The organism is Acinetobacter lwoffii, assembly GCF_024129715.1.
Taxonomy (GTDB): Bacteria; Pseudomonadota; Gammaproteobacteria; order Pseudomonadales; family Moraxellaceae; genus Acinetobacter; species Acinetobacter lwoffii_U.
This window is the reverse complement of sequence record NZ_JAMXXM010000003.1, coordinates 106534-124819: the sequence shown is the minus strand read 5'-3', so window position 1 is coordinate 124819 and position 18286 is coordinate 106534. Positions and strand designations below refer to the sequence as shown.

The 18286-nt window shown below is 42.7% G+C and carries 18 protein-coding genes and 2 tRNA genes; 9 read left to right on the top strand and 11 right to left on the bottom strand.

Features of this window, described 5'->3' with window-relative positions; translation table 11 throughout:
- Window positions 1-70: 70 nt before the first annotated feature.
- A tRNA-Leu gene (locus NI462_RS03855) sits at window positions 71-156 on the bottom strand.
- A gap of 10 nt (window positions 157-166) precedes the next feature.
- Window positions 167-240: transfer RNA gene (locus tag NI462_RS03850), tRNA-Cys, on the bottom strand.
- Between the two features lie 153 nt (window positions 241-393).
- Here NI462_RS03850 and folD point away from each other — a divergent pair.
- Window positions 394-1242, top strand: a complete 849-nt coding sequence (gene folD / locus NI462_RS03845) for a bifunctional methylenetetrahydrofolate dehydrogenase/methenyltetrahydrofolate cyclohydrolase FolD (protein WP_253159188.1) — start codon at window positions 394-396, stop codon at window positions 1240-1242.
- 154 nt (window positions 1243-1396) lie between these two features.
- The gene (locus NI462_RS03840; RefSeq protein ID WP_253159186.1) at window positions 1397-2065 is read left to right on the top strand and encodes a class I SAM-dependent methyltransferase; all 669 of its coding nucleotides are present in this window, start codon (window positions 1397-1399) and stop codon (window positions 2063-2065) included.
- Between the two features lie 73 nt (window positions 2066-2138).
- On the opposite strand, the gene NI462_RS03835 is transcribed toward NI462_RS03840, so the two are convergent.
- Both NI462_RS03835 and NI462_RS03830 read right to left on the bottom strand, forming a co-directional pair.
- Window positions 2139-2561 (bottom strand): hypothetical protein, encoded by a 423-nt coding sequence (locus tag NI462_RS03835; protein ID WP_005262346.1) that lies wholly within the window; start codon window positions 2559-2561, stop codon window positions 2139-2141.
- A 135-nt stretch (window positions 2562-2696) separates the two neighbouring features.
- Window positions 2697-4526: a phosphoenolpyruvate carboxykinase (GTP) gene (locus NI462_RS03830; protein WP_121980156.1), complete on the bottom strand. Its 1830-nt coding sequence runs from the start codon at window positions 4524-4526 to the stop codon at window positions 2697-2699.
- Window positions 4527-4943: 417 nt separating this feature from the next.
- On the opposite strand from NI462_RS03830, the gene NI462_RS03825 reads away from it, so the two are divergent.
- The 4 genes from NI462_RS03825 (at window position 4944) to groL (ending at window position 8803) form a co-directional block, all read left to right on the top strand.
- Window positions 4944-5882: a diacylglycerol/lipid kinase family protein gene (locus NI462_RS03825; protein ID WP_034438446.1), complete on the top strand. Its 939-nt coding sequence runs from the start codon at window positions 4944-4946 to the stop codon at window positions 5880-5882.
- Complete coding sequence (locus tag NI462_RS03820; protein WP_005246941.1) at window positions 5863-6639, top strand: metallophosphoesterase family protein; 777 nt, start codon at window positions 5863-5865, stop codon at window positions 6637-6639. The genes NI462_RS03825 and NI462_RS03820 overlap by 20 nt, the downstream gene beginning before the upstream one ends.
- Before the next feature lie 168 nt (window positions 6640-6807).
- Complete coding sequence (locus NI462_RS03815; RefSeq protein ID WP_004646315.1) at window positions 6808-7098, top strand: co-chaperone GroES; 291 nt, start codon at window positions 6808-6810, stop codon at window positions 7096-7098.
- 70 nt (window positions 7099-7168) lie between these two features.
- Window positions 7169-8803 (top strand): chaperonin GroEL, encoded by a 1635-nt coding sequence (groL, locus tag NI462_RS03810; RefSeq protein WP_121980355.1) that lies wholly within the window; start codon window positions 7169-7171, stop codon window positions 8801-8803.
- A gap of 65 nt (window positions 8804-8868) precedes the next feature.
- Here the strand turns inward: groL and NI462_RS03805 are convergent, their stop codons facing one another.
- Complete coding sequence (locus NI462_RS03805) at window positions 8869-9363, bottom strand: copper resistance protein NlpE (RefSeq protein ID WP_253159184.1); 495 nt, start codon at window positions 9361-9363, stop codon at window positions 8869-8871.
- A 227-nt stretch (window positions 9364-9590) separates the two neighbouring features.
- Here NI462_RS03805 and NI462_RS03800 point away from each other — a divergent pair, with 227 nt between their 5' ends.
- Window positions 9591-10745 (top strand): LuxR C-terminal-related transcriptional regulator, encoded by a 1155-nt coding sequence (locus NI462_RS03800; RefSeq protein ID WP_005267061.1) that lies wholly within the window; start codon window positions 9591-9593, stop codon window positions 10743-10745.
- Between the two features lie 38 nt (window positions 10746-10783).
- On the opposite strand, the gene NI462_RS03795 is transcribed toward NI462_RS03800, so the two are convergent.
- Window positions 10784-11947, bottom strand: a complete 1164-nt coding sequence (locus NI462_RS03795; RefSeq protein WP_253159182.1) for a putative periplasmic lipoprotein — start codon at window positions 11945-11947, stop codon at window positions 10784-10786.
- A gap of 363 nt (window positions 11948-12310) precedes the next feature.
- Between NI462_RS03795 and NI462_RS03790 the strand changes: the two genes are divergently transcribed.
- Entirely contained in the window at window positions 12311-12859 is a 549-nt protein-coding gene (locus NI462_RS03790; protein ID WP_253159325.1) for a 1-acyl-sn-glycerol-3-phosphate acyltransferase, read from the top strand.
- A gap of 71 nt (window positions 12860-12930) precedes the next feature.
- On the opposite strand, the gene NI462_RS03785 is transcribed toward NI462_RS03790, so the two are convergent.
- The 3 genes from NI462_RS03785 to NI462_RS03775 form a co-directional block, all read right to left on the bottom strand.
- A complete protein-coding gene (locus tag NI462_RS03785; RefSeq protein ID WP_253159180.1) occupies window positions 12931-13257 on the bottom strand; it encodes a hypothetical protein in 327 nt (108 codons plus the stop codon).
- 134 nt (window positions 13258-13391) lie between these two features.
- Window positions 13392-14153, bottom strand: a complete 762-nt coding sequence (locus NI462_RS03780) for a 3-oxoacyl-ACP reductase (protein WP_005246935.1) — start codon at window positions 14151-14153, stop codon at window positions 13392-13394.
- 98 nt (window positions 14154-14251) lie between these two features.
- The gene (locus NI462_RS03775; RefSeq protein WP_004730222.1) at window positions 14252-14986 is read right to left on the bottom strand and encodes a sulfite exporter TauE/SafE family protein; all 735 of its coding nucleotides are present in this window, start codon (window positions 14984-14986) and stop codon (window positions 14252-14254) included.
- A 246-nt stretch (window positions 14987-15232) separates the two neighbouring features.
- Here NI462_RS03775 and NI462_RS03770 point away from each other — a divergent pair, with 246 nt between their 5' ends.
- Window positions 15233-15445, top strand: a complete 213-nt coding sequence (locus NI462_RS03770; protein ID WP_004646324.1) for a hypothetical protein — start codon at window positions 15233-15235, stop codon at window positions 15443-15445.
- Window positions 15446-15532: 87 nt separating this feature from the next.
- On the opposite strand, the gene rsmD is transcribed toward NI462_RS03770, so the two are convergent.
- On the bottom strand, window positions 15533-16090 hold the full coding sequence (gene rsmD, locus NI462_RS03765; protein ID WP_253159178.1) for a 16S rRNA (guanine(966)-N(2))-methyltransferase RsmD: 558 nt from the start codon (window positions 16088-16090) through the stop codon (window positions 15533-15535).
- Window positions 16091-16092: 2 nt separating this feature from the next.
- A complete protein-coding gene (gene mrdA, locus NI462_RS03760) occupies window positions 16093-18144 on the bottom strand; it encodes a penicillin-binding protein 2 (RefSeq protein WP_253159176.1) in 2052 nt (683 codons plus the stop codon).
- Window positions 18145-18286 lie beyond the last annotated feature (142 nt).

The window sequence follows — 18286 nt, the reverse complement described above, 5'->3', positions numbered from 1 at the left end:
AAATTACAGACATAAAAAAACCAGCTTTCGCTGGGTTCTTTATTTGCACCATCTTTCTATAGTAGAAGAATGGTGCCCGAGGCCAGACTCGAACTGGCACGCTTTGTGGGCGGGGGATTTTAAATCCCCTGTGTCTACCGATTTCACCACTCGGGCTTTAACAAGATGGAGGCGGAGGTCGGAATCGAACCGGCGTCCACGGAGTTGCAGTCCGCTGCATGACCACTCTGCCACCCCGCCGCGTCTTGTTGATGCGTATATTAGCAAGCTCAGAAAAAAAAACAATAGTGTATTCATCTGTATGCGCATAAAAACATCATCTGGCGGAAAATATTTAAATTATTCATGTAGAATGTGCAAAATTGATTCATATCAACACTTGGGAGAAGTGCCGTGGCATTAGTTCTAGACGGTCGTGCATTGGCGAAGCAAATTGAAGCTGACTTGTTTACTCGCGTAGAAGCGCTGAAAACAAAATCAGGTCGTACTCCAATTCTTGCGACGATTTTGGTAGGTGACGATGGCGCATCTGCAACTTATGTTCGCATGAAAGGCAATGCCTGCCGCCGTGTTGGTATGGATTCACTCAAAGTGGAACTTCCTAAAGAAACCACAACTGAAGAATTATTGGCTGAAATTGAAAAATTAAATGCAAATCCTGATGTGCACGGTATTCTGCTGCAACATCCGGTTCCAGCTCAAATTGATGAGCGTGCCTGTTTCGATACAATCTCGCTTGAAAAAGACGTAGATGGTGTCACTTGTCTTGGTTATGGTCGTATGGCAATGGGCGAAGCAGCCTATGGTTCAGCGACGCCTGCGGGTATCATGACCATCCTGAAAGAGAACAACATTGAAATCGCGGGTAAACACGCAGTTGTTGTAGGTCGTTCTGCAATTTTGGGTAAACCAATGGCAGCGATGCTGCTAGAAGCGAATGCAACCGTAACCATTTGCCATTCACGTACTCAAGATCTTGCAAGCTTCGTTAAGCAAGCGGACATCATTGTCGGTGCGGTAGGTAAGGCTGAATTGATTCAGAAAGACTGGATCAAACCAGGTGCGGTAGTTGTAGATGCAGGTTTCCATCCACGTGATGGCGGTGGTGTAGGTGATATTCAATTGGTTGGCATCGAAGAAATTGCTTCTGCTTACACACCAGTTCCGGGTGGTGTAGGTCCAATGACGATTACCACTTTAATCCGTCAAACGGTTGAAGCTGCTGAGAAAGCGCTAGGTTAATAAACAGGCCTCTCCCTGACCCTCTCCTGAAAGGAGAGGGGGAAGTTCATTGTGAAAATAATGGATGCTCCTTCTCCCTATGGGAGAAGGCTGGGATGAGGGTAATATCTAAAATATAAGAGTTCTTCTGACACATATAACGAATAAAAATCCAATGAGCTGTACTTTCCAATTTCCTAAAGCCCCTGAGCATTTACTCCAAGCCTTGCACCAAGTCATTCCGAATTGTGAATTAATGGCACAGCAACTGCCAGAAACACCGATTTCACTTTGGCTAATTCCACCCGTATTTCCAACTGATAAACTTGATGATGAAGTGATTCGTCGCATTTGGAATGATACACCATACTGGATCTTTTGCTGGGCCTCAGGCTTGGCGATGGCGCAGTGGCTATTGGCAGAGCCGCATCATGTTAAAGACAAAGTAATTTTGGATTTTGGGGCGGGATCGGGCGTAGTTGCCATTGCTGCAAAAATGGCAGGCGCAAAACGTGTGATTTGCTGTGACATCGATCAAGTCAGTCTGGATGCCTGTCGTGCCAATGCGGAGCTGAATGATGTTGAGCTTGAATATCTGGATGACCTATATAAGGCAGAACAAGTAGACATTCTGTTAGCCGCAGATGTGCTCTATGATCAATGCAACCGTTTCTTCTTGGACGAGTTTTTAAAATTTGCACCTGAGGTCTGGGTCGCAGACAGTCGGGTAAAAAACTTTAGTCATCCTCAATATAAAAAACTGGATGAGCGTAGTGCAACGACCTGGCCAGATCTGGATGAATCACCAGAATTTCGTAATGTCAGTTTCTATAAAACACGTTAAAGTTGAAAAATCAAAAAGGGCAGTTAGCCCTTTTTGATTGTCTTACTCTGATTAAGTAACTAAATATCAGATATTAAGAACAAGTATAACGAATAACACGCATGGTCGTAGGGCGGGCTTCTAAGGCTTCGCGTGCACCCGGGTTCTCGCTATTATGTAAATCAGGCGTATTGCTCAAGCTGATTTGCGTGCGGCTATTACCCAGTTGGCGGCCATAATTTTCCTGTTCCGCAGTTGGATTGGAAATTTCATTGGTGCTTAAAATCTGGATATTATAAGTTTTGGAATTTCCTAACACGTGTCTGCAGGCAGCTTGCAAGCGATTTTCATCTTGGCTTGGTCGTCCTGAGAGGGTATAGCTCAGGGTTGCTGTATTGCCTGAACGTTCCAGAATTTCATAGCCACTTTGTCCATTGAATTGATGGGGTGTGGTCTGGCATGCGCTCAGTACAAAACTGCTTGCAGCCACAGCCAAAATTACTGTTGTTCTTTTCATATTTATAGTTCCTGAATTCTTGGCTTAAGTATGCCATATTTTGCTTAAGCAGCTGCTCTGGTCAATTGTGATCAATTGTTTAAACAGCCAATAAAAAAGGCCGCTTATGCGACCTCTTTTAAATTAAATCAGCAATTAAGCAGATTTAACCGCAGCAATAAGTTCTGCTTGACGAGTTTTTAACGCTTCCGGTAAACGCTCACCCAGCTTGTCGAACAATTCAGTGTGGCTTTCAAGTTCTTTGATCCATTGATCTTTATCTTGAGAAGTTACTAGGTCAAACTGTTCTTTAGTGAAGTCAGAACCAGTCCAGTTCAACTGTTCATAAGTAGGAACTAGGCCGATTGGTGTTTCAACAGCATCAGCACGACCTTCACAACGGTCAATGATCCACTCAAGAACACGCATGTTTTGACCGAAACCAGGCCATACGAAGTTGCCTTCAGCATCACGACGGAACCAGTTCACGTTGTAGATACCTGGAAGTTTGTTGCCAGCAGCGGCAGCTTTCGCGCCCACTTGCTCGCCCATTTCTAACCAGTGCGTGAAGTAATCCGCCATGTTGTAGCCAGCGAATGGCAGCATCGCGAACGGGTCACGACGAACGATACCTTGTTGGCCAACAGCAGCAGCAGTGGTTTCAGATCCCATAGTCGCAGCTTTGTAAACACCGTCAACCCAGTCAAATGCTTCTGAAATTAGAGGCACTGTGTCTGCACGACGACCACCGAAGATGAACGCAGAGATTGGAACACCTGCTGGATTTTCCCAGTCAGCGTCAATAGAAGGGCATTGACCAGCTGCAACTGTGAAACGAGCATTTGGATGCGCTGCTTTTTCTTCGCCAGTGTGTGGTTGACCTTTCCAGTTAGTCAGGTTGGCAGGCGCTTCTTTAGTCAGACCTTCCCACCATACTTCACCGTTGTCAGTCACAGCGACGTTTGTATAAATCACGTCTTTGTGCATGGTTGCCATACAGTTCGGGTTGGTCTTGGTGTTGGTACCAGGCGCTACACCGAAGAAGCCAGCTTCAGGGTTGATTGCATATAAGCGACCGTCTTCACCTGGTTTGATCCAAGCAATATCGTCACCTACAGTTTCAATCTTCCAGCCTTCATAGCCTGCTGGTGGAATCAACATAGCGAAGTTTGTTTTACCACATGCAGATGGGAATGCAGCTGCGATGTAGTGTTTTTCGCCTTGTGGATTGGTCACGCCAAGGATCAGCATGTGTTCAGCTAACCAGCCTTGTTGACGACCCATAAATGATGCAATACGTAATGCCAGGCATTTTTTACCCAACAATGCGTTACCGCCATAACCAGAACCATAAGACCAGATCTCACGAGTTTCTGGGTAATGCACGATGTATTTTTCTTTGTTGCAAGGCCATGCAACATCTTTTTCGCCGTTCGCAAGCGGAGCACCTACAGTGTGTACGCAAGGAACGTATTCACCGTCAGTACCAAGAACGTCATAAACAGCTTTACCCATGCGAGCCATTTTAGACATGCTTACTGCAACGTAAGGAGAGTCAGTTAACTCGATACCGATATGAGCGATATGAGAACCCAATGGACCCATTGAGAATGGAACCACATAAAGTGTACGACCTGCCATTGAACCGTCAAATAAACCGTTCAATTTTTCGCGCATGACAGCAGGTGCTTCCCAGTTGTTGGTCGCGCCAGCATCGTCTTTGTTTTCAGAACAGATGTAAGTACGATCTTCAACACGTGCTACGTCAGACGGATCAGAATTTGCAAGATAAGAACCAGGATGAGTTTCTTGATTCAGCGCTTGCATTGTGCCGTTAGCGATCATCAAGTCGATATAACGTTGATATTCTTCTGCGCTACCGTCACACCATTCAATTTTTGCTGGTTTTGTTAATTTAGCAATCTCTTCCACCCAAGCAATAAGCTTAGGGTGACGAACGAATTCTGGTGCGTTCACTTGGGTCATGGTGAGGCCTATCTCAAATGTGTACAAATTAGATGTACAAAGTACAATCCGAGCAATAAAAAATATCGCCCAGATGAAATATGAAAAAAAGTGGCTGTATTAAAGCATAAAACGATAAAAAAAATAAGACCAAAGAAGTGCTAGATTTTTTTTGGAATATAATGCTATTTTATTTATAAATATAAGTAAAACAACAAGATAAAACTAAATATTTGAATTGTTAATATTATTTATTTAAATTATGGATAGTATTTATTTTAAAAATTAATATTAAAATCATTATCTTTATTTTATAAGACCTCTAATATTCATTATTGATTAAATAAATGGTTGTCATTTGAATTTTACATAAAGCCACTGTTAATTGTCTATGAATTGGACAAAATGCCAATAGGCTTCAATGAAATTGCGCGAAAAATGTCTAATCAATCTAAACCCTTATCGCTAATTTTTAATCATAAAGCTGGTTTTCGCATACAGGGGCCAGAAGGCATTTATGAACAGCTGATCGATATATTTTCAGCGCAGGGTTATCAAACTAAAGCTTATGAAATCAATGATTCACAGCAATTTGATAAAATTATGGTTGAGGTGCTTGAACAGCATTTGGCATCTAGCGAGTCAGGAATCATCGTTGCGGCAGGCGGAGATGGCACTTTAAATACAGTCGCCAAACATGTGTTGAATACGCAAATTCCTGTCGGTATTTTGCCTTTAGGGACTTTTAACTATGTGGCGAGATTATTGGGGATTCCGCTGGATTTGCTTGAAGCGGCAAAAGTGATTGCGACAGGACAGCCACAACGTATGAATGTTGCTCGTATCAATCAGGAAATTTATCTGAATAATGCCAGTCTGGGTCTATATCCTTTATTTATTAAAAAACGTGAAGACTATAATCGTATTTTTGGTCGCTTACCGCTACATGCCTATACTTCTGCACTGGATGTTCTGATTCGCGATCGTAAAGAATTAAAACTAAAAATCTGGGTGGATCAAAAGAAATATCCGGTGAAAACACCACTGATCTTTTTTGGCAATAATCCCTTGCAACTGGCAGATATGAAAATGCGCATTGCAGAAGCGGCTGAAAAAGGCAAAGTGGCGGGAGTGGTTGTTTCTAAAAGTGATAAGCTTACTTTATTTAAGCTTGTGTATCAGCTGATTCGTGGCAAGATTGACCAGGCATCGGATGTTTATAGTTTTGCAGCCGATCAAGTTCGAATCGAATCCCGAGCCAAGAAACTGATGGTAGCGATTGATGGGGAAATTGTGGAAATGGCCCCGCCACTCAATATTTCTGTATTAAAAGATAGCCTAAACGTAATGGTGCCACATGATCCTGCATCTGTCTGATCTGCATTTTGGAACAGAGAAGCCGGAGTGTTTAGAAGCGATTCGGCATTTCTGTCAGACCCATCCACTTGAAGCCGTCGTCATCAGTGGTGACCTGACTCAGCGCGCACGTTTGGGTCAATTCTTTGCCTGCAAAAAATTTTTAGATCAGCTCAATACGCCTTATATGGTGATCCCGGGGAATCATGATATTCCGCTCTATCATTTGTGGAATCGGCTTTTCAATCCATTTACCCGTTACCAGATTTTTTTTGGTGAATTGGAGCCAATATTTGAAACTGAAAATTTTTATCTGATTGGGGTGAATTCGATCCGACGTCGATATCATACCAAAGGGCATTTATCCCTTGAGCAGATTCAGCGTATTGATTTGCAACTGGCTCAGGCGCCTGCGTCCAAATTAAAAATCATTGTCAGCCATCAACCTTTTTATGTGCCTTTTCAAAATAAGCGCGGTTTCAAGGACAGCCCATTGATGGCCAAAATTGCTTTAGAGGCCTGGGCAGAGCATGGTCTGTTTGCGGTGTTACATGGGCATCTGCATCAACCGGCGATTTATGATTTGAATCAGATGTTCGGATTGGGGATGGATCATCCTGTATATGATGTACATGCAGGGACTTCTGCGTCAAATCGTCTACATAAAGATGAACCGAACAGCTTTAATCTGATTGATGCCACAGGAAAAATTTCTCAATATTTATTCGATGAAGTGGCACAAGCCTTTATGTTGAAGGCTGATCTGCCGAATAAATAGACGAAAACCTATGATTCGTTAAAAAAAACCAATTTTTTTTCATTTTTGCCCTTGAAGCGTTTTATTCCATCTCCATAAAAGTGACATCAAAAATTTTTGATGATGACCCATGGAATAATTAAGTCGTCATCAGTGACCTAAAAAAGACTTAGTCTGATGGAGTTATTTATGAGCAACATTCGTCCATTACATGACCGCGTTGTTATTCGTCGTGTTGAAGAAGAAACTAAAACAGCTGGGGGCATTTTACTTCCAGGTTCGGCTGCTGAAAAACCTGCTCAAGGTGAAATCATTGCAGTTGGTAATGGTCAAATCACTGACAATGGCGTACGCGCGTTAGACGTAAAAGTTGGCGACAAAGTATTGTTCGGTACTTATGCAGGCACCACTGTAAAAGTAAACGGCGAAGAGCTTTTAATCATGAAAGAATCTGACATTTTAGCGGTATTAGAAGCTTAATCTGCGCTAAAAAAGTTTTATTCGTTCCAAATCAGATTTTGTAAAGATACAACAATATTCGGAGTCAAATATGTCAGCTAAAGACGTAAAATTTGGTGATTCAGCTCGTTCAAAAATGATTGCTGGTGTAAACACCCTTGCAGATGCAGTAAAGGTTACTTTGGGTCCTAAGGGCCGTAACGTTGTTATCGACCGTTCTTTTGGATCACCGCACATCACTAAAGATGGTGTCACTGTTGCCAAAGAAATTACGCTGAAAGACAAGTTCGAGAACATGGGTGCTCAACTGGTTCGTGAAGTTTCTTCAAAAACCAATGACATCGCAGGTGATGGTACAACGACTGCAACTGTATTGGCACAAGCAATTTTGAATGAAGGCATCAAGTCAGTAACAGCGGGTATGAACCCAATGGACTTGAAACGCGGTATCGATATTGCGGTACGTTCTGTAGTTGAAAACATCAAGGCAACTGCAAAACCAGCATCAGACTCTAAAGCGATTGAACAAGTAGGTTCGATCTCTGCTAACTCTGATACGACTGTAGGTCAGCTGATTGCGCAAGCAATGGAAAAAGTGGGCAAAGAAGGCGTGATCACGGTTGAAGAAGGTTCAGGCTTCGAAGATTCGCTTGACGTAGTTGAAGGCATGCAGTTCGACCGCGGTTATATTTCTCCGTACTTCGCGAACAAGCAAGATACTTTAACAGCTGAACTTGAAAATCCATTCATTCTTCTTGTTGATAAGAAAATCAGCAATATTCGTGAATTGATTACAGTACTTGAAGCTGTTGCTAAAACTGGCAAACCGCTTTTAATCATTTCTGAAGATGTTGAAGGCGAAGCGCTTGCGACGCTTGTTGTCAACAACATGCGCGGTATTATCAAAGTATGTGCGGTGAAAGCACCTGGTTTTGGTGATCGTCGTAAAGCTATGCTTCAAGACATCGCGATCTTGACTGGCGGTACTGTGATTTCTGAAGAAATCGGCATGCAGCTGGATCAAACGACGCTTGATCACTTGGGTACAGCACATAAAGTAACTGTATCTAAAGAAAATACTGTAATTGTAGATGGTGCTGGTAATGCTGGCCAAATCGCTGACCGTGTACAGCAAATCCGTGCACAGATCGAAGAATCTACTTCAGAATATGACAAAGAAAAACTTCAAGAGCGTGTAGCGAAACTTGCTGGCGGTGTTGCTGTCATCAAAATCGGTGCTGCAACTGAAGTTGCAATGAAAGAGAAAAAAGACCGTGTAGATGACGCGCTTCATGCGACTCGCGCTGCGGTTGAAGAGGGTGTCGTTGCGGGTGGTGGTGTTGCACTAGTACGTGCTGCATCTGCACTTGAAGGCGTAACAGGCGCGAATGATGACCAAAACGTAGGTATCAACATTCTTCGTCGTGCGATTGAAGCACCGCTTCGTCAAATCGTATCTAACGCAGGTGATGAGCCTTCTGTAGTGATCAACGCTGTGAAGAATGGCGAAGGTAACTTCGGTTATAATGCTGCAACTGGCGAATATGGCGATATGCTGGAAATGGGTATTCTTGACCCTGCTAAAGTAACGCGTTCTGCACTTGAGCACGCGGCTTCTGTTGCTGGCTTGATGCTGACCACTGAATGCATGATCACTGAAATCCCAGAAGACAAACCTGCAATGCCTGATATGGGTGGCATGGGTGGTATGGGCGGCATGATGTAATTCATCATCCGAGCATTTCATAAAAAATCCCCGCAATAGCGGGGATTTTTTATGCGTTTACAAAATTATGATGCGGACTTTTTAACTAATTTATAATTTAAATTACTGTCAATTTTTTTACCTGATTTCATCTCGCGTGCTTCAACAAAATTTTCACCAACAAAGAATTTACGGTTTTCAGCTTTGTTATCTAATGTGATGATTGAAGGATCTTGAGGGTCAAAACTGAAACTACCTTTAGTTTCCGTCTCATTATTTCCAGCTTTACCTAAATATTCCTCATTTAGCTCATAGGTTTTATCCGGATTGAGATCTAGCTCGACCTTAATCCCTTCACAGTCAGCACAAGGAAAAACGCCTTTGTATTCACCTGCCCAATCTAGCGAGGTCTCCGCGCTATCAGCACGGTTCACACTGGTATTCGCGTTATTTTGCTCCATCATGGCTGGGCTGGATTGAGCATTATTGTTCATCGGCTCATTATCATTAGGCTTTGAACAGGCGGTTAAAGCTCCTGCAATAACGACTGCTATTGCAGCAGTAAGCGTTAATTTTTTCATTGTTTTGACCCTATTAAATTATTTGTTATGAATTACATTAAAAGTAGTCAGTACAGATAAATAGGGCAATCTTGTTAAAGTTTGATTCATTAGGTGAATCAGGCCAGAGTTATTGATAAGTGAGCAGGATTTAAGAATTTTTAGCCAATTTTAAAGTCACTTTATGCTGTTTCGTTAACCAATTCTGAACGCTATGATTAGAAAATAATGATAATGCGGAGGGGATAATGAAATTAGAACAAGAAAATAATCTGATTGCAAAAATTTATGATGCTGCTGTATTACCATCTTTGTGGCTGGACGTGATCAAAGATATCGTGAGCTATACTAAAAGTAAGAGTGCAATTTTTACCGGTCTGGATCAGCTTAATCCAGGCTATGACTTTGTCTATACGCACAATATCCCGAATGAAAGTCTGGCCGCTTATCAAGAGGAGCGTATCAGAGTGATTGATATGAAACTGCATATGCCCTTATGGAATGCGATCGAGATGGGCGATGCTTTAAGTCATAACTGTCAGCACTATGCAGAACAGCCGGGTACGGATCACTATGTGTTCTATGAGAAGTGTTTAAAGCCTGGCGGTGTATCTTATCTGGCGGGAGTATTGCTGGATCGGGGGAATTATCGTTGGGCGGTATTGGGTATTCATCGTGCACCTGAAGTACAGCCTTTTGAACAGCCTGAGCTGGATTTTCTAAGACGTATCAGTATTCATTTACGCCGGGCTTTGCAAATTCACCGGCAAATCAACTTGATTCAGCAAGATAATTTAAGCTTGTATACAGTATTGGATAGTTTAAAAACCGGAATTGTACTGCTTGATCAAAACCTGTGTTTAAGTTATTCCAATCCCATTGCGCAAAAGATGCTTGATCAAAGTTCATGTCTGGATCTGGATATACATAACCGTCTAAAAACCAATTATAGTCAGCAGATACGTTTTGATCAGCTTCTGGAAAGTGCTTTGCTGGAAGATACGACCATTCAAACTGAAGTGGGTGGAGTCCTGGCGTTGAGTGATGGGGCAGGCTCGCAATTCATGCTGACGGTAGTGCCCTTTAAGAAATTAAGAAATATGCAACATTTACAGTCTGCTCAGCATCAGATTGCATTATTTATGACGGATAAAAACCAGCATTATTCCCTGTCAAGAACTTACCTACAACAGTGTTACCAGCTTTCCAAACGAGAGTTTGATTTATGTGAGTTGTTAATTAATGGTTATAAAATAGAAGATATTGCAGAACAGTGTGGCATTACGCTGAGTTCGGTACGGACGTATTTTAAAAATATTTATGAAAAAACCCAATGTTGTTCGCAAATCGAACTGATGCATTTATTGATGGGCTGTACCATTCAATTTGAACATATTGATTAAACCGGCTTGAATTTCATATTCAAGCCGGTTTATGTGGGTTATTTAACACGTTGTAAAGTTACAGGATCTTCACCTTGCGGATGTAAGATAAGATTGTTGTTAGATATATTGATGTTTGCAATTGTCTTACCGCCATTTGAACTATCTTGTAATCCACCACACTCGTTGGTATCGAATAATACCTCGGTTGTGGTGAGAGTATTTGCTGACAATGTATATTTGCCATATTCAATTCCTGGCCAACCACAGTCATCTCCACCTTCAGTGTCTAGGAAGAAATAATAGTTGTTATCAAAGAAAGCAAATAGGTGCGTTTCATTGAGTCGCCACGTGCCGACGAGACTATTAGACTGCTTAACTCGATTTAAACGGTATTCAGTACTAACGCCGGGTTCAGTAAGAATTAATTGAGTTCCATTAAAGTTTAAAGAATAAGGTTTATTCTCGGCAGGATGTGAAAGTCCCCATTCACCATTGGTGTCATGTAGGATTTCCGGTTCAATCACGGTTGTTGTTGCATTCCATTTTAAGCGGCCCATTTCAATGCCTGCTTGACCACTCTCATCTTTTGCTTCTGCTTCACCTAGTGCATAGCGTCCATCTTCCAGAATGTGAATCAACACAGCAGTGTTATCGGTACGGTTAATCTCCCAAGTGCCGGCAATATCTTTGTAGAAGGTCGCTTGGAAGTGTGCTTTAGCATCCTCTTCATTCACTAACTTTTCTTCAGGAATTACTGTTTTGACAATAGCTTCATTTTTAAAGTCATTATAAGGTTGGTCAAAATTGATACTCTGATTTTTTAAGGCATCTGTAGTGGCCGTACTAATTTGAAGTTTGTCATCGTTATCATCTCCATCTAAGGATTGTAAAAATACCAGTAAGTTAAGGCGAGCATTTTCAGTCTCAGCTAAATCCAAAGGGGTAACACGTTCTTTTGCTTCAATTTCATCCCCGAGTTGAACATCACCAATATAGAATTTAACCGTTTCTCCTTCATTGAAGTTAAATTCACCATCGTCATTGGTAAAACCTGTAGCACCACTACTTGTGACATAGCGTACCCCAGCAATCACAGCATCCGTTAGTACCCCGGTCTGGGTTCCAATATTACTTGTTGGAGGTGTACTTGAATTATCATCCGAACCACCACAGGCACTAAGTAACCCTGCTAAAGCAATACAAAGTAAAGTCTTTTTCATTAGAATCTTCCTGAAATTTATAATGTGGATTCAGTATAAAAAGACCCTTATATTTGCCATATCCCAAAATGAGGAGGTTAAGAGCTTTTTAATGCATGAATCCTTTAAATTAGAAAGAAATTCCTATTTATATTGGGAAGCAATCTTAACTATCCGTAAATTGATGTATGAGATAAGTTGAAAGGTGGCAAAAATAATCAACTATTCATTTAAAAATTCTAATTATACAAATATAGATTAACTGTTTATTTATTGATCATAGAGCACTATCTATATTTGCCGAGGTTGCTAAAATTCGCGCAATTTTGAATAAAATTGGTGCGTGACGTGTTTGAGAAGTTAGCAGAACAAAGCCTGAATCTGATGGGTTGGGAAATTGATAACCATTGGCCCTTAGATTTAGACCAATGTGTCATGATTGCTGCGCCTCATACCAGTAATTGGGATGCACTGTATGCGCGACTGGCCTTAAAAGCATTAGGTGTGAATGTTCGCTTAACCATTAAAGACAGTTATATGAAATTGCCATTTGGACCTTTTGTGCGTGCTATGGGCGGTATCGGGATTGATCGCCGTCCTAAACAGCCGGGGGAGCCTAGTCCGAGTATGGTTCAGGTGATGACGGAATTATTCAAGACCCATCCTAAACTGGTGATGCTGGTCACGCCAGAAGCGACTCGTGCTAAACAGGAACAGTGGAAGACAGGTTTTTATCATGTCGCGATTAATGCAGGTGTGCCGATTGCATTGGCCTATATGGATTATGAGAAGAAGAAAACTGGTGTAGGTAAAATTGTTTATCCGACAGGGGATTATGAAAAAGACATGGCAGAAATCATGGCATTTTATGCAGAGATTCAGCCAAAATTCCCTGAATGCTTCAGCGTAGATCAGCGCTATTATCAGCATTAAAATTGAGTTGAAAAAAAGCAGGAAAATTCTCCTGCTTTTTTATTGCCTAATCATCATGAAGATTGACAGACTTAAGATGCATTTTCAGAAGCGGGTAAAATTCCACCCAGATTTTGGCAGGCATCTTTATAAAGATCATATTGTTGCTCCACCACTTCATGCAGTGGCAGGTCAAACAGCTCTTCACCTTGATGATACTGTTTGATATAAGACTCGACTTTGGATTTGCTGCTATACAATATCTGCTGATAATAGTCGGTCATACTGCTATGTGGCATTTGGGCGGTATCTACCTTGGCACAATGGAAATTTTGCAGTAATTGTTCTGATTTTTTCAAATCGCTGGACATACAACCTGCCAGTAGCAAGGTACTGAGCAATGTCGTGATAAATTTCATGGAAAGTAGACTAAAGGCTTTATGGGAGCGCACTATTGTAGAAGTAAAACCCGGTCACAAAACCTTTTTAATCTACCAAATGGTTAAAAAATAGAACAACAGAATTTGAAAATTCAAGTCCATTCTCTAAACATTTAACCTTTGACCAGCCCGCCATCTACAATCAGGTTTTGTCCTGTGACGGCACGTGAATAAGGTGACAAAAACATCAGGATTGCAGCAGCAAATTCTTCTGGTGTAATTACGCGGCGTAAAGGCGTCGATTGAGCAATCAGGTCAAAGACAATGTCAGGTGTGGCCTTACTGGCATCCGTGGTTTGTAACAGGCCACCAGAGAGCATATTCACATTGATGCCATATTGTCCCAAGTCCTGCGCCGTGGTGCGGGTAAAGGCCAATAATGCAGCTTTGGCGGTGGTATAGTCATGATAAGGAACCACCGGATTTTGCACCAGGTTTGTACCAATATTCACGATCCGGCCAAACCCTGCCTGTTTCATATCATCCAGTGCGGCTTGTGTAGTATTTAAGGCAGCCTGTACTGCACCGCTAAATTGCCGTTGCAACATATCCCAAGTCAGCGTTTCTACTTTAGGGCGTGCATCACCATTAAATTCAAATTGAATCAGTGCGTTATTGATTACAGCATGAATCGCTTCCCCGAAATGGGTTTTAGCTGCGGCAAATAAAGCGCGGACCTGATCAGTTTGAGTGACATCTGCCTGATAAATAAATACCTGTTCAGGATACTGCTGGGCCAGCTGTTCAGCTTGCTGCTGACTGCTATGATAATTGACGACCACGCGCGCGCCCTCAGCCAGTAAAGCCTGAGTAATGGCTAAACCCAAACCACGTGCACCACCAGTAACAAGAACAATCTGATCACGAATCTGCATAATGATGATCTATATTTACAAAGATTGGCCTTAACATAGCAGTTATTTCAACGGATTCAAGCTTTAGCGGGGAAGACAGACTCGGCTTGATCTTGTGTTTAAATGAATTGGGACGCTAATAGAAAACAGCCTGCACTAAAGAGTAAACTTAAGATCATGCGTTTGAACAGTAATTCCGAAATTTTATAAAATAGTTTTGCGCCTAAAATTGCCGGAATACTCACAAAAACAATCAGCAAGGCCATATAGGGTAAATGGCTTTGATTGATCAGGCCTTGCCATACATAAGTACCCAGCGTGAAAAGCTGAATTGCAAAATTAAAGTGCCGTAAAATATAGCGCTGCTGGGTTTTGGGTAATTGTTTTAACATCACCCAGGCCGAAGGAATGGCACCGCAAAAACCGCCCAGTCCTCCTAAAATTCCGCCAATAAAACCGATGCAGCTATCAGTCAATTTTCCTGAATGCTGAATTGTTTTGAATTGCGGATTGAATAGCATCACCGGACACCACAGTACCAGAAAAAATCCCAAGATCATCTTAAAGGTATCTGCTTGAATGATCTGCAACAGATAAGTACCCAGCGGCACGCCAATCAGACCAGCAATCAGATAAGGCAGCACCAACTGCCTGGATAAAACTAGCTGCTTTTTTTCCTGACTGAGTGAAATCACATGACTCCAGATCGAGGCAAATACCAGCAAGGGCGCGGCCAGTTGCGGAGGCAGCACCCAGACCCAGAAAGACATGGCGATCAGGGCAAAGGCAAAGCCGGTCAGCCCCTGGACAAAACCTGCGACCATTGCACCAAGAATAAATAACAGCCAAGTCATAAAGATCAGGTCATAAGCAAAGGCAGCAGTATTCTCAAGATTTAAACAAAAGCCAAGCTTCCATTTAGCTGGATTTATGCAAATGAAAGTTCAAATTCTCATAAAAGCATGAATGCTAATTAAGAAAAAAGAGGTTTACGGCCATGCATAAAACATGCATAAATCTCTACAAGAGTGCAACAATGGCTCCGTTCACTCTCCATGAACTCGCCTGATACTGACAGAGTGCAGTAAGAGGTGATGGACATGATGAAAAAAGTGATATTACTTTCTGTATTGGCTGTGTCATTAACCGGTTGTGTGGTTGATCCTTGGGATGATGATTATCGTGGCAACAGAGATCGTAATGGACATTATGATCGAGACCACAGAAATCATGACTGGAAAAATAAGGACCATAAAGATCATCGGGATTGGAAACGTGACCGAGATAACCGCGACTGGCGCCGTGATCGTTAATCACAGTCTTTAAATTTGACTGACTACAATGACAAAAAGGATTCCACAGAGGAATCCTTTTTTAATGCCTCTTCAAAACAATTTAAATCAAGAAATACTTTTTTGATAAAGCCCGGCACGAACTGTACCGGCTTTGGTATTTTTAATTAAACGCCATGAGGACGGTAATTTAAGTAATTGTAAATCACGGTCTGCTTCTACATAAATATAGGCATTGTCCTTGATCAGAGGATCTGCCTTTAGCGCGAGTTCTTCCCATAAATCTAAACTATATGGCGGATCCAGAAAAACCAGATCAAACTGTGCCTGAAGGGTAGACAAAGCTTGCTGCGCCGTAGCCACTTTTAATTGCGCACGTGCTTTGGTGACTTTTAAAAGTTCCAGATTTTGGGTCAGAAATTGTGCCTGAGTACGATCCGGTTCAATCATCACCACTGATGCAGCACCACGCGATAATGCCTCAAACGCCAATGCCCCAGAACCGGCACAAATATCCAAAACCTGTGCATTTTGTATATCCCACATCAGCCAGTTAAATAGTGTTTCCCGAACACGGTCAGGCGTCGGGCGCAAACCTTCAATGCTGGCAAAAGGCAATTGGCGGCGTTTCCAGTCACCACCAATAATTCGAAGTTGGTTTTTCATCTTTAGTCTCGCTCTACTGGTGTAGGAGCAGGTGTTGCTGCGGGAGATGCAGTCGTATTTGCAGAAGCCGGAGCAGTCATTTCGGGCTGGCCACTGGCGGGAACGGCACTAGATGCTGCATCTTGACTTAACATCCCTGCACCACTTGGCAATTCAGCTGGCTTGATTCCGGCCGTCATCAGACCCCCACTTAATTGATGGCCTTGTGGGCGTACCGGATTTTTATCTTTATGCAGTAACCAGTAATCAAAAATTGGACGGGCCAGAGCCGTTGCGGCACTACCACCGCGACCATTTTCCAAAATGACTGCAATCGCAATTTCAGGATTTTCAGCAGGTGCAAAACCGACAAACAAACCATGATCCAGCTGACGATCGGTCAATAAGGATTCATTATAACGCTTGCCTTGAGCAATACTTTTCACCTGTGCCGTACCGGTTTTTCCGGCAATAGAATATTGTAAGCCGCTTTTAATGCCTCGGCCTGTACCGGATTGAATTACGTCCACCATTGCATCACGCATCTTGATCCAGTCTTCTTCCTGACCATTAAAATCGATCTTGCCATGGGTGCCATTATGCATCTTGAACGGTTTGGCACCGCGACTTTCACGCAAAACATGGGGAATGACTTTATTGCCATGATTGGCAGTAATGGCTGTGGCCATAGCCAGCTGTAATGGCGTTGAAGTAAAAGCACCCTGACCAATACTGACAGAAATGGTTTCACCACGTGACCATTTGGCCTTGCGGGTACGCATTTTCCATTCCGGGTTTGGATACAGTCCTGAGCTTTCACTTGGTAAATCCACCCCGGTTTTTTCGCCAAAGCCAAACTGACGCATCCAGGTATTCATTTTTTCAATACCCATGCGGTAGGACATGACATAGAAATAAGTATCACAGGAGACCACTTGCGATTTATGCAAGTTGACTACGCCGTGTCCTGACTTTTTCCAGTCGCGGAATTTATGCGAATCGCCCGGAAGTGTGAAATAGCCGGGATCGGAAATTGCTGTATCCCAATCGACCAGGCCATAATGAAGGCCACCCAGGCCAAACATCGGTTTAATGGTCGAACCTGGAGGATAAGTTCCTTGAACCGCCCGGTTATATAGCGGCTGATCAAGGTTATCACGTAAGTAGGAATAATCTTTGGTGCTAATCCCAGTCACAAACAGATTCGGGTTAAAACTTGGGCTGGAGACCAGCGCCAGAATTTCTCCGGTTGTAGGATTCATCGCCACAATCGCGCCACGACGCCCGGCCAGTTGCTCCGAAGCGACTACCTGTAAGCCGTAATCGAGTGACAGGAACAGGTCGTTACCGCGCACCGGATCCTTGCGGCCCAGATGACGTAGCACATTACCAAAGGCATCGGCCTCTACCGATTCATTTCCTGGTACACCATGCAGAAGCTCTTCATATGATTTTTCCACCCCAATCTTTCCGATCAGGTTGGTTCCGGCGTAGAGATCCTTATCAATGGCTTTCAGTTCTTTGTCATTAATACGACCAACATAGCCAATCACATGTGCGAACAGATCGCCATGCGGATAGTAGCGGGTCATCTGGGTTTCAATATTCACGCCCGGAAACTGATATTTAACTTCACTAAAACGGGCAATATCATTTTCGTTCAGATTGAGCTTGATTGAAACCCGTTCGGTTTTACGCGCTGTTTTAATCCGGGTTTGAAAGCGTTCCAGGTCTTCTTCGGTCAGTTCCAGAATCGGTTTGAGGCGTTCGAGCGTTTGATCGATATCCTGTACGTCGGCACGACTTAAAGTGGCAGTAAATACCGGATAGTTATCGGCCAGCAGAACGCCGTTTCGGTCATAAATATAACCGCGCGCTGGGGGGAGGGGTTGCAGACGAATCCGGTTTTCATCAGAAGCTGTAGTAAAGCTTTCAAAGTTGAACAGTTGCAAATAGGCATAGCGGCTGACCAGCAGCAGCATAAAGAAAATGACAATACCCATGGAAATCAAGACTCGACTGCGATAGATGCGCTTTTCTTGTTGTGCATTTTTTAAAGGAAAGTGCTGCTTCATACGCGATCGACTTAAGACCTGAGAGTGGTAGAAAAGAATCAAAGTGGAGTATTCTAACGCAACTGCACTTGATTTGATAATGAAAAACTGCCCTTGCAATCAGTTCCTTTAAGCTTTGACTTTGCAGACATTAAAATTGTAA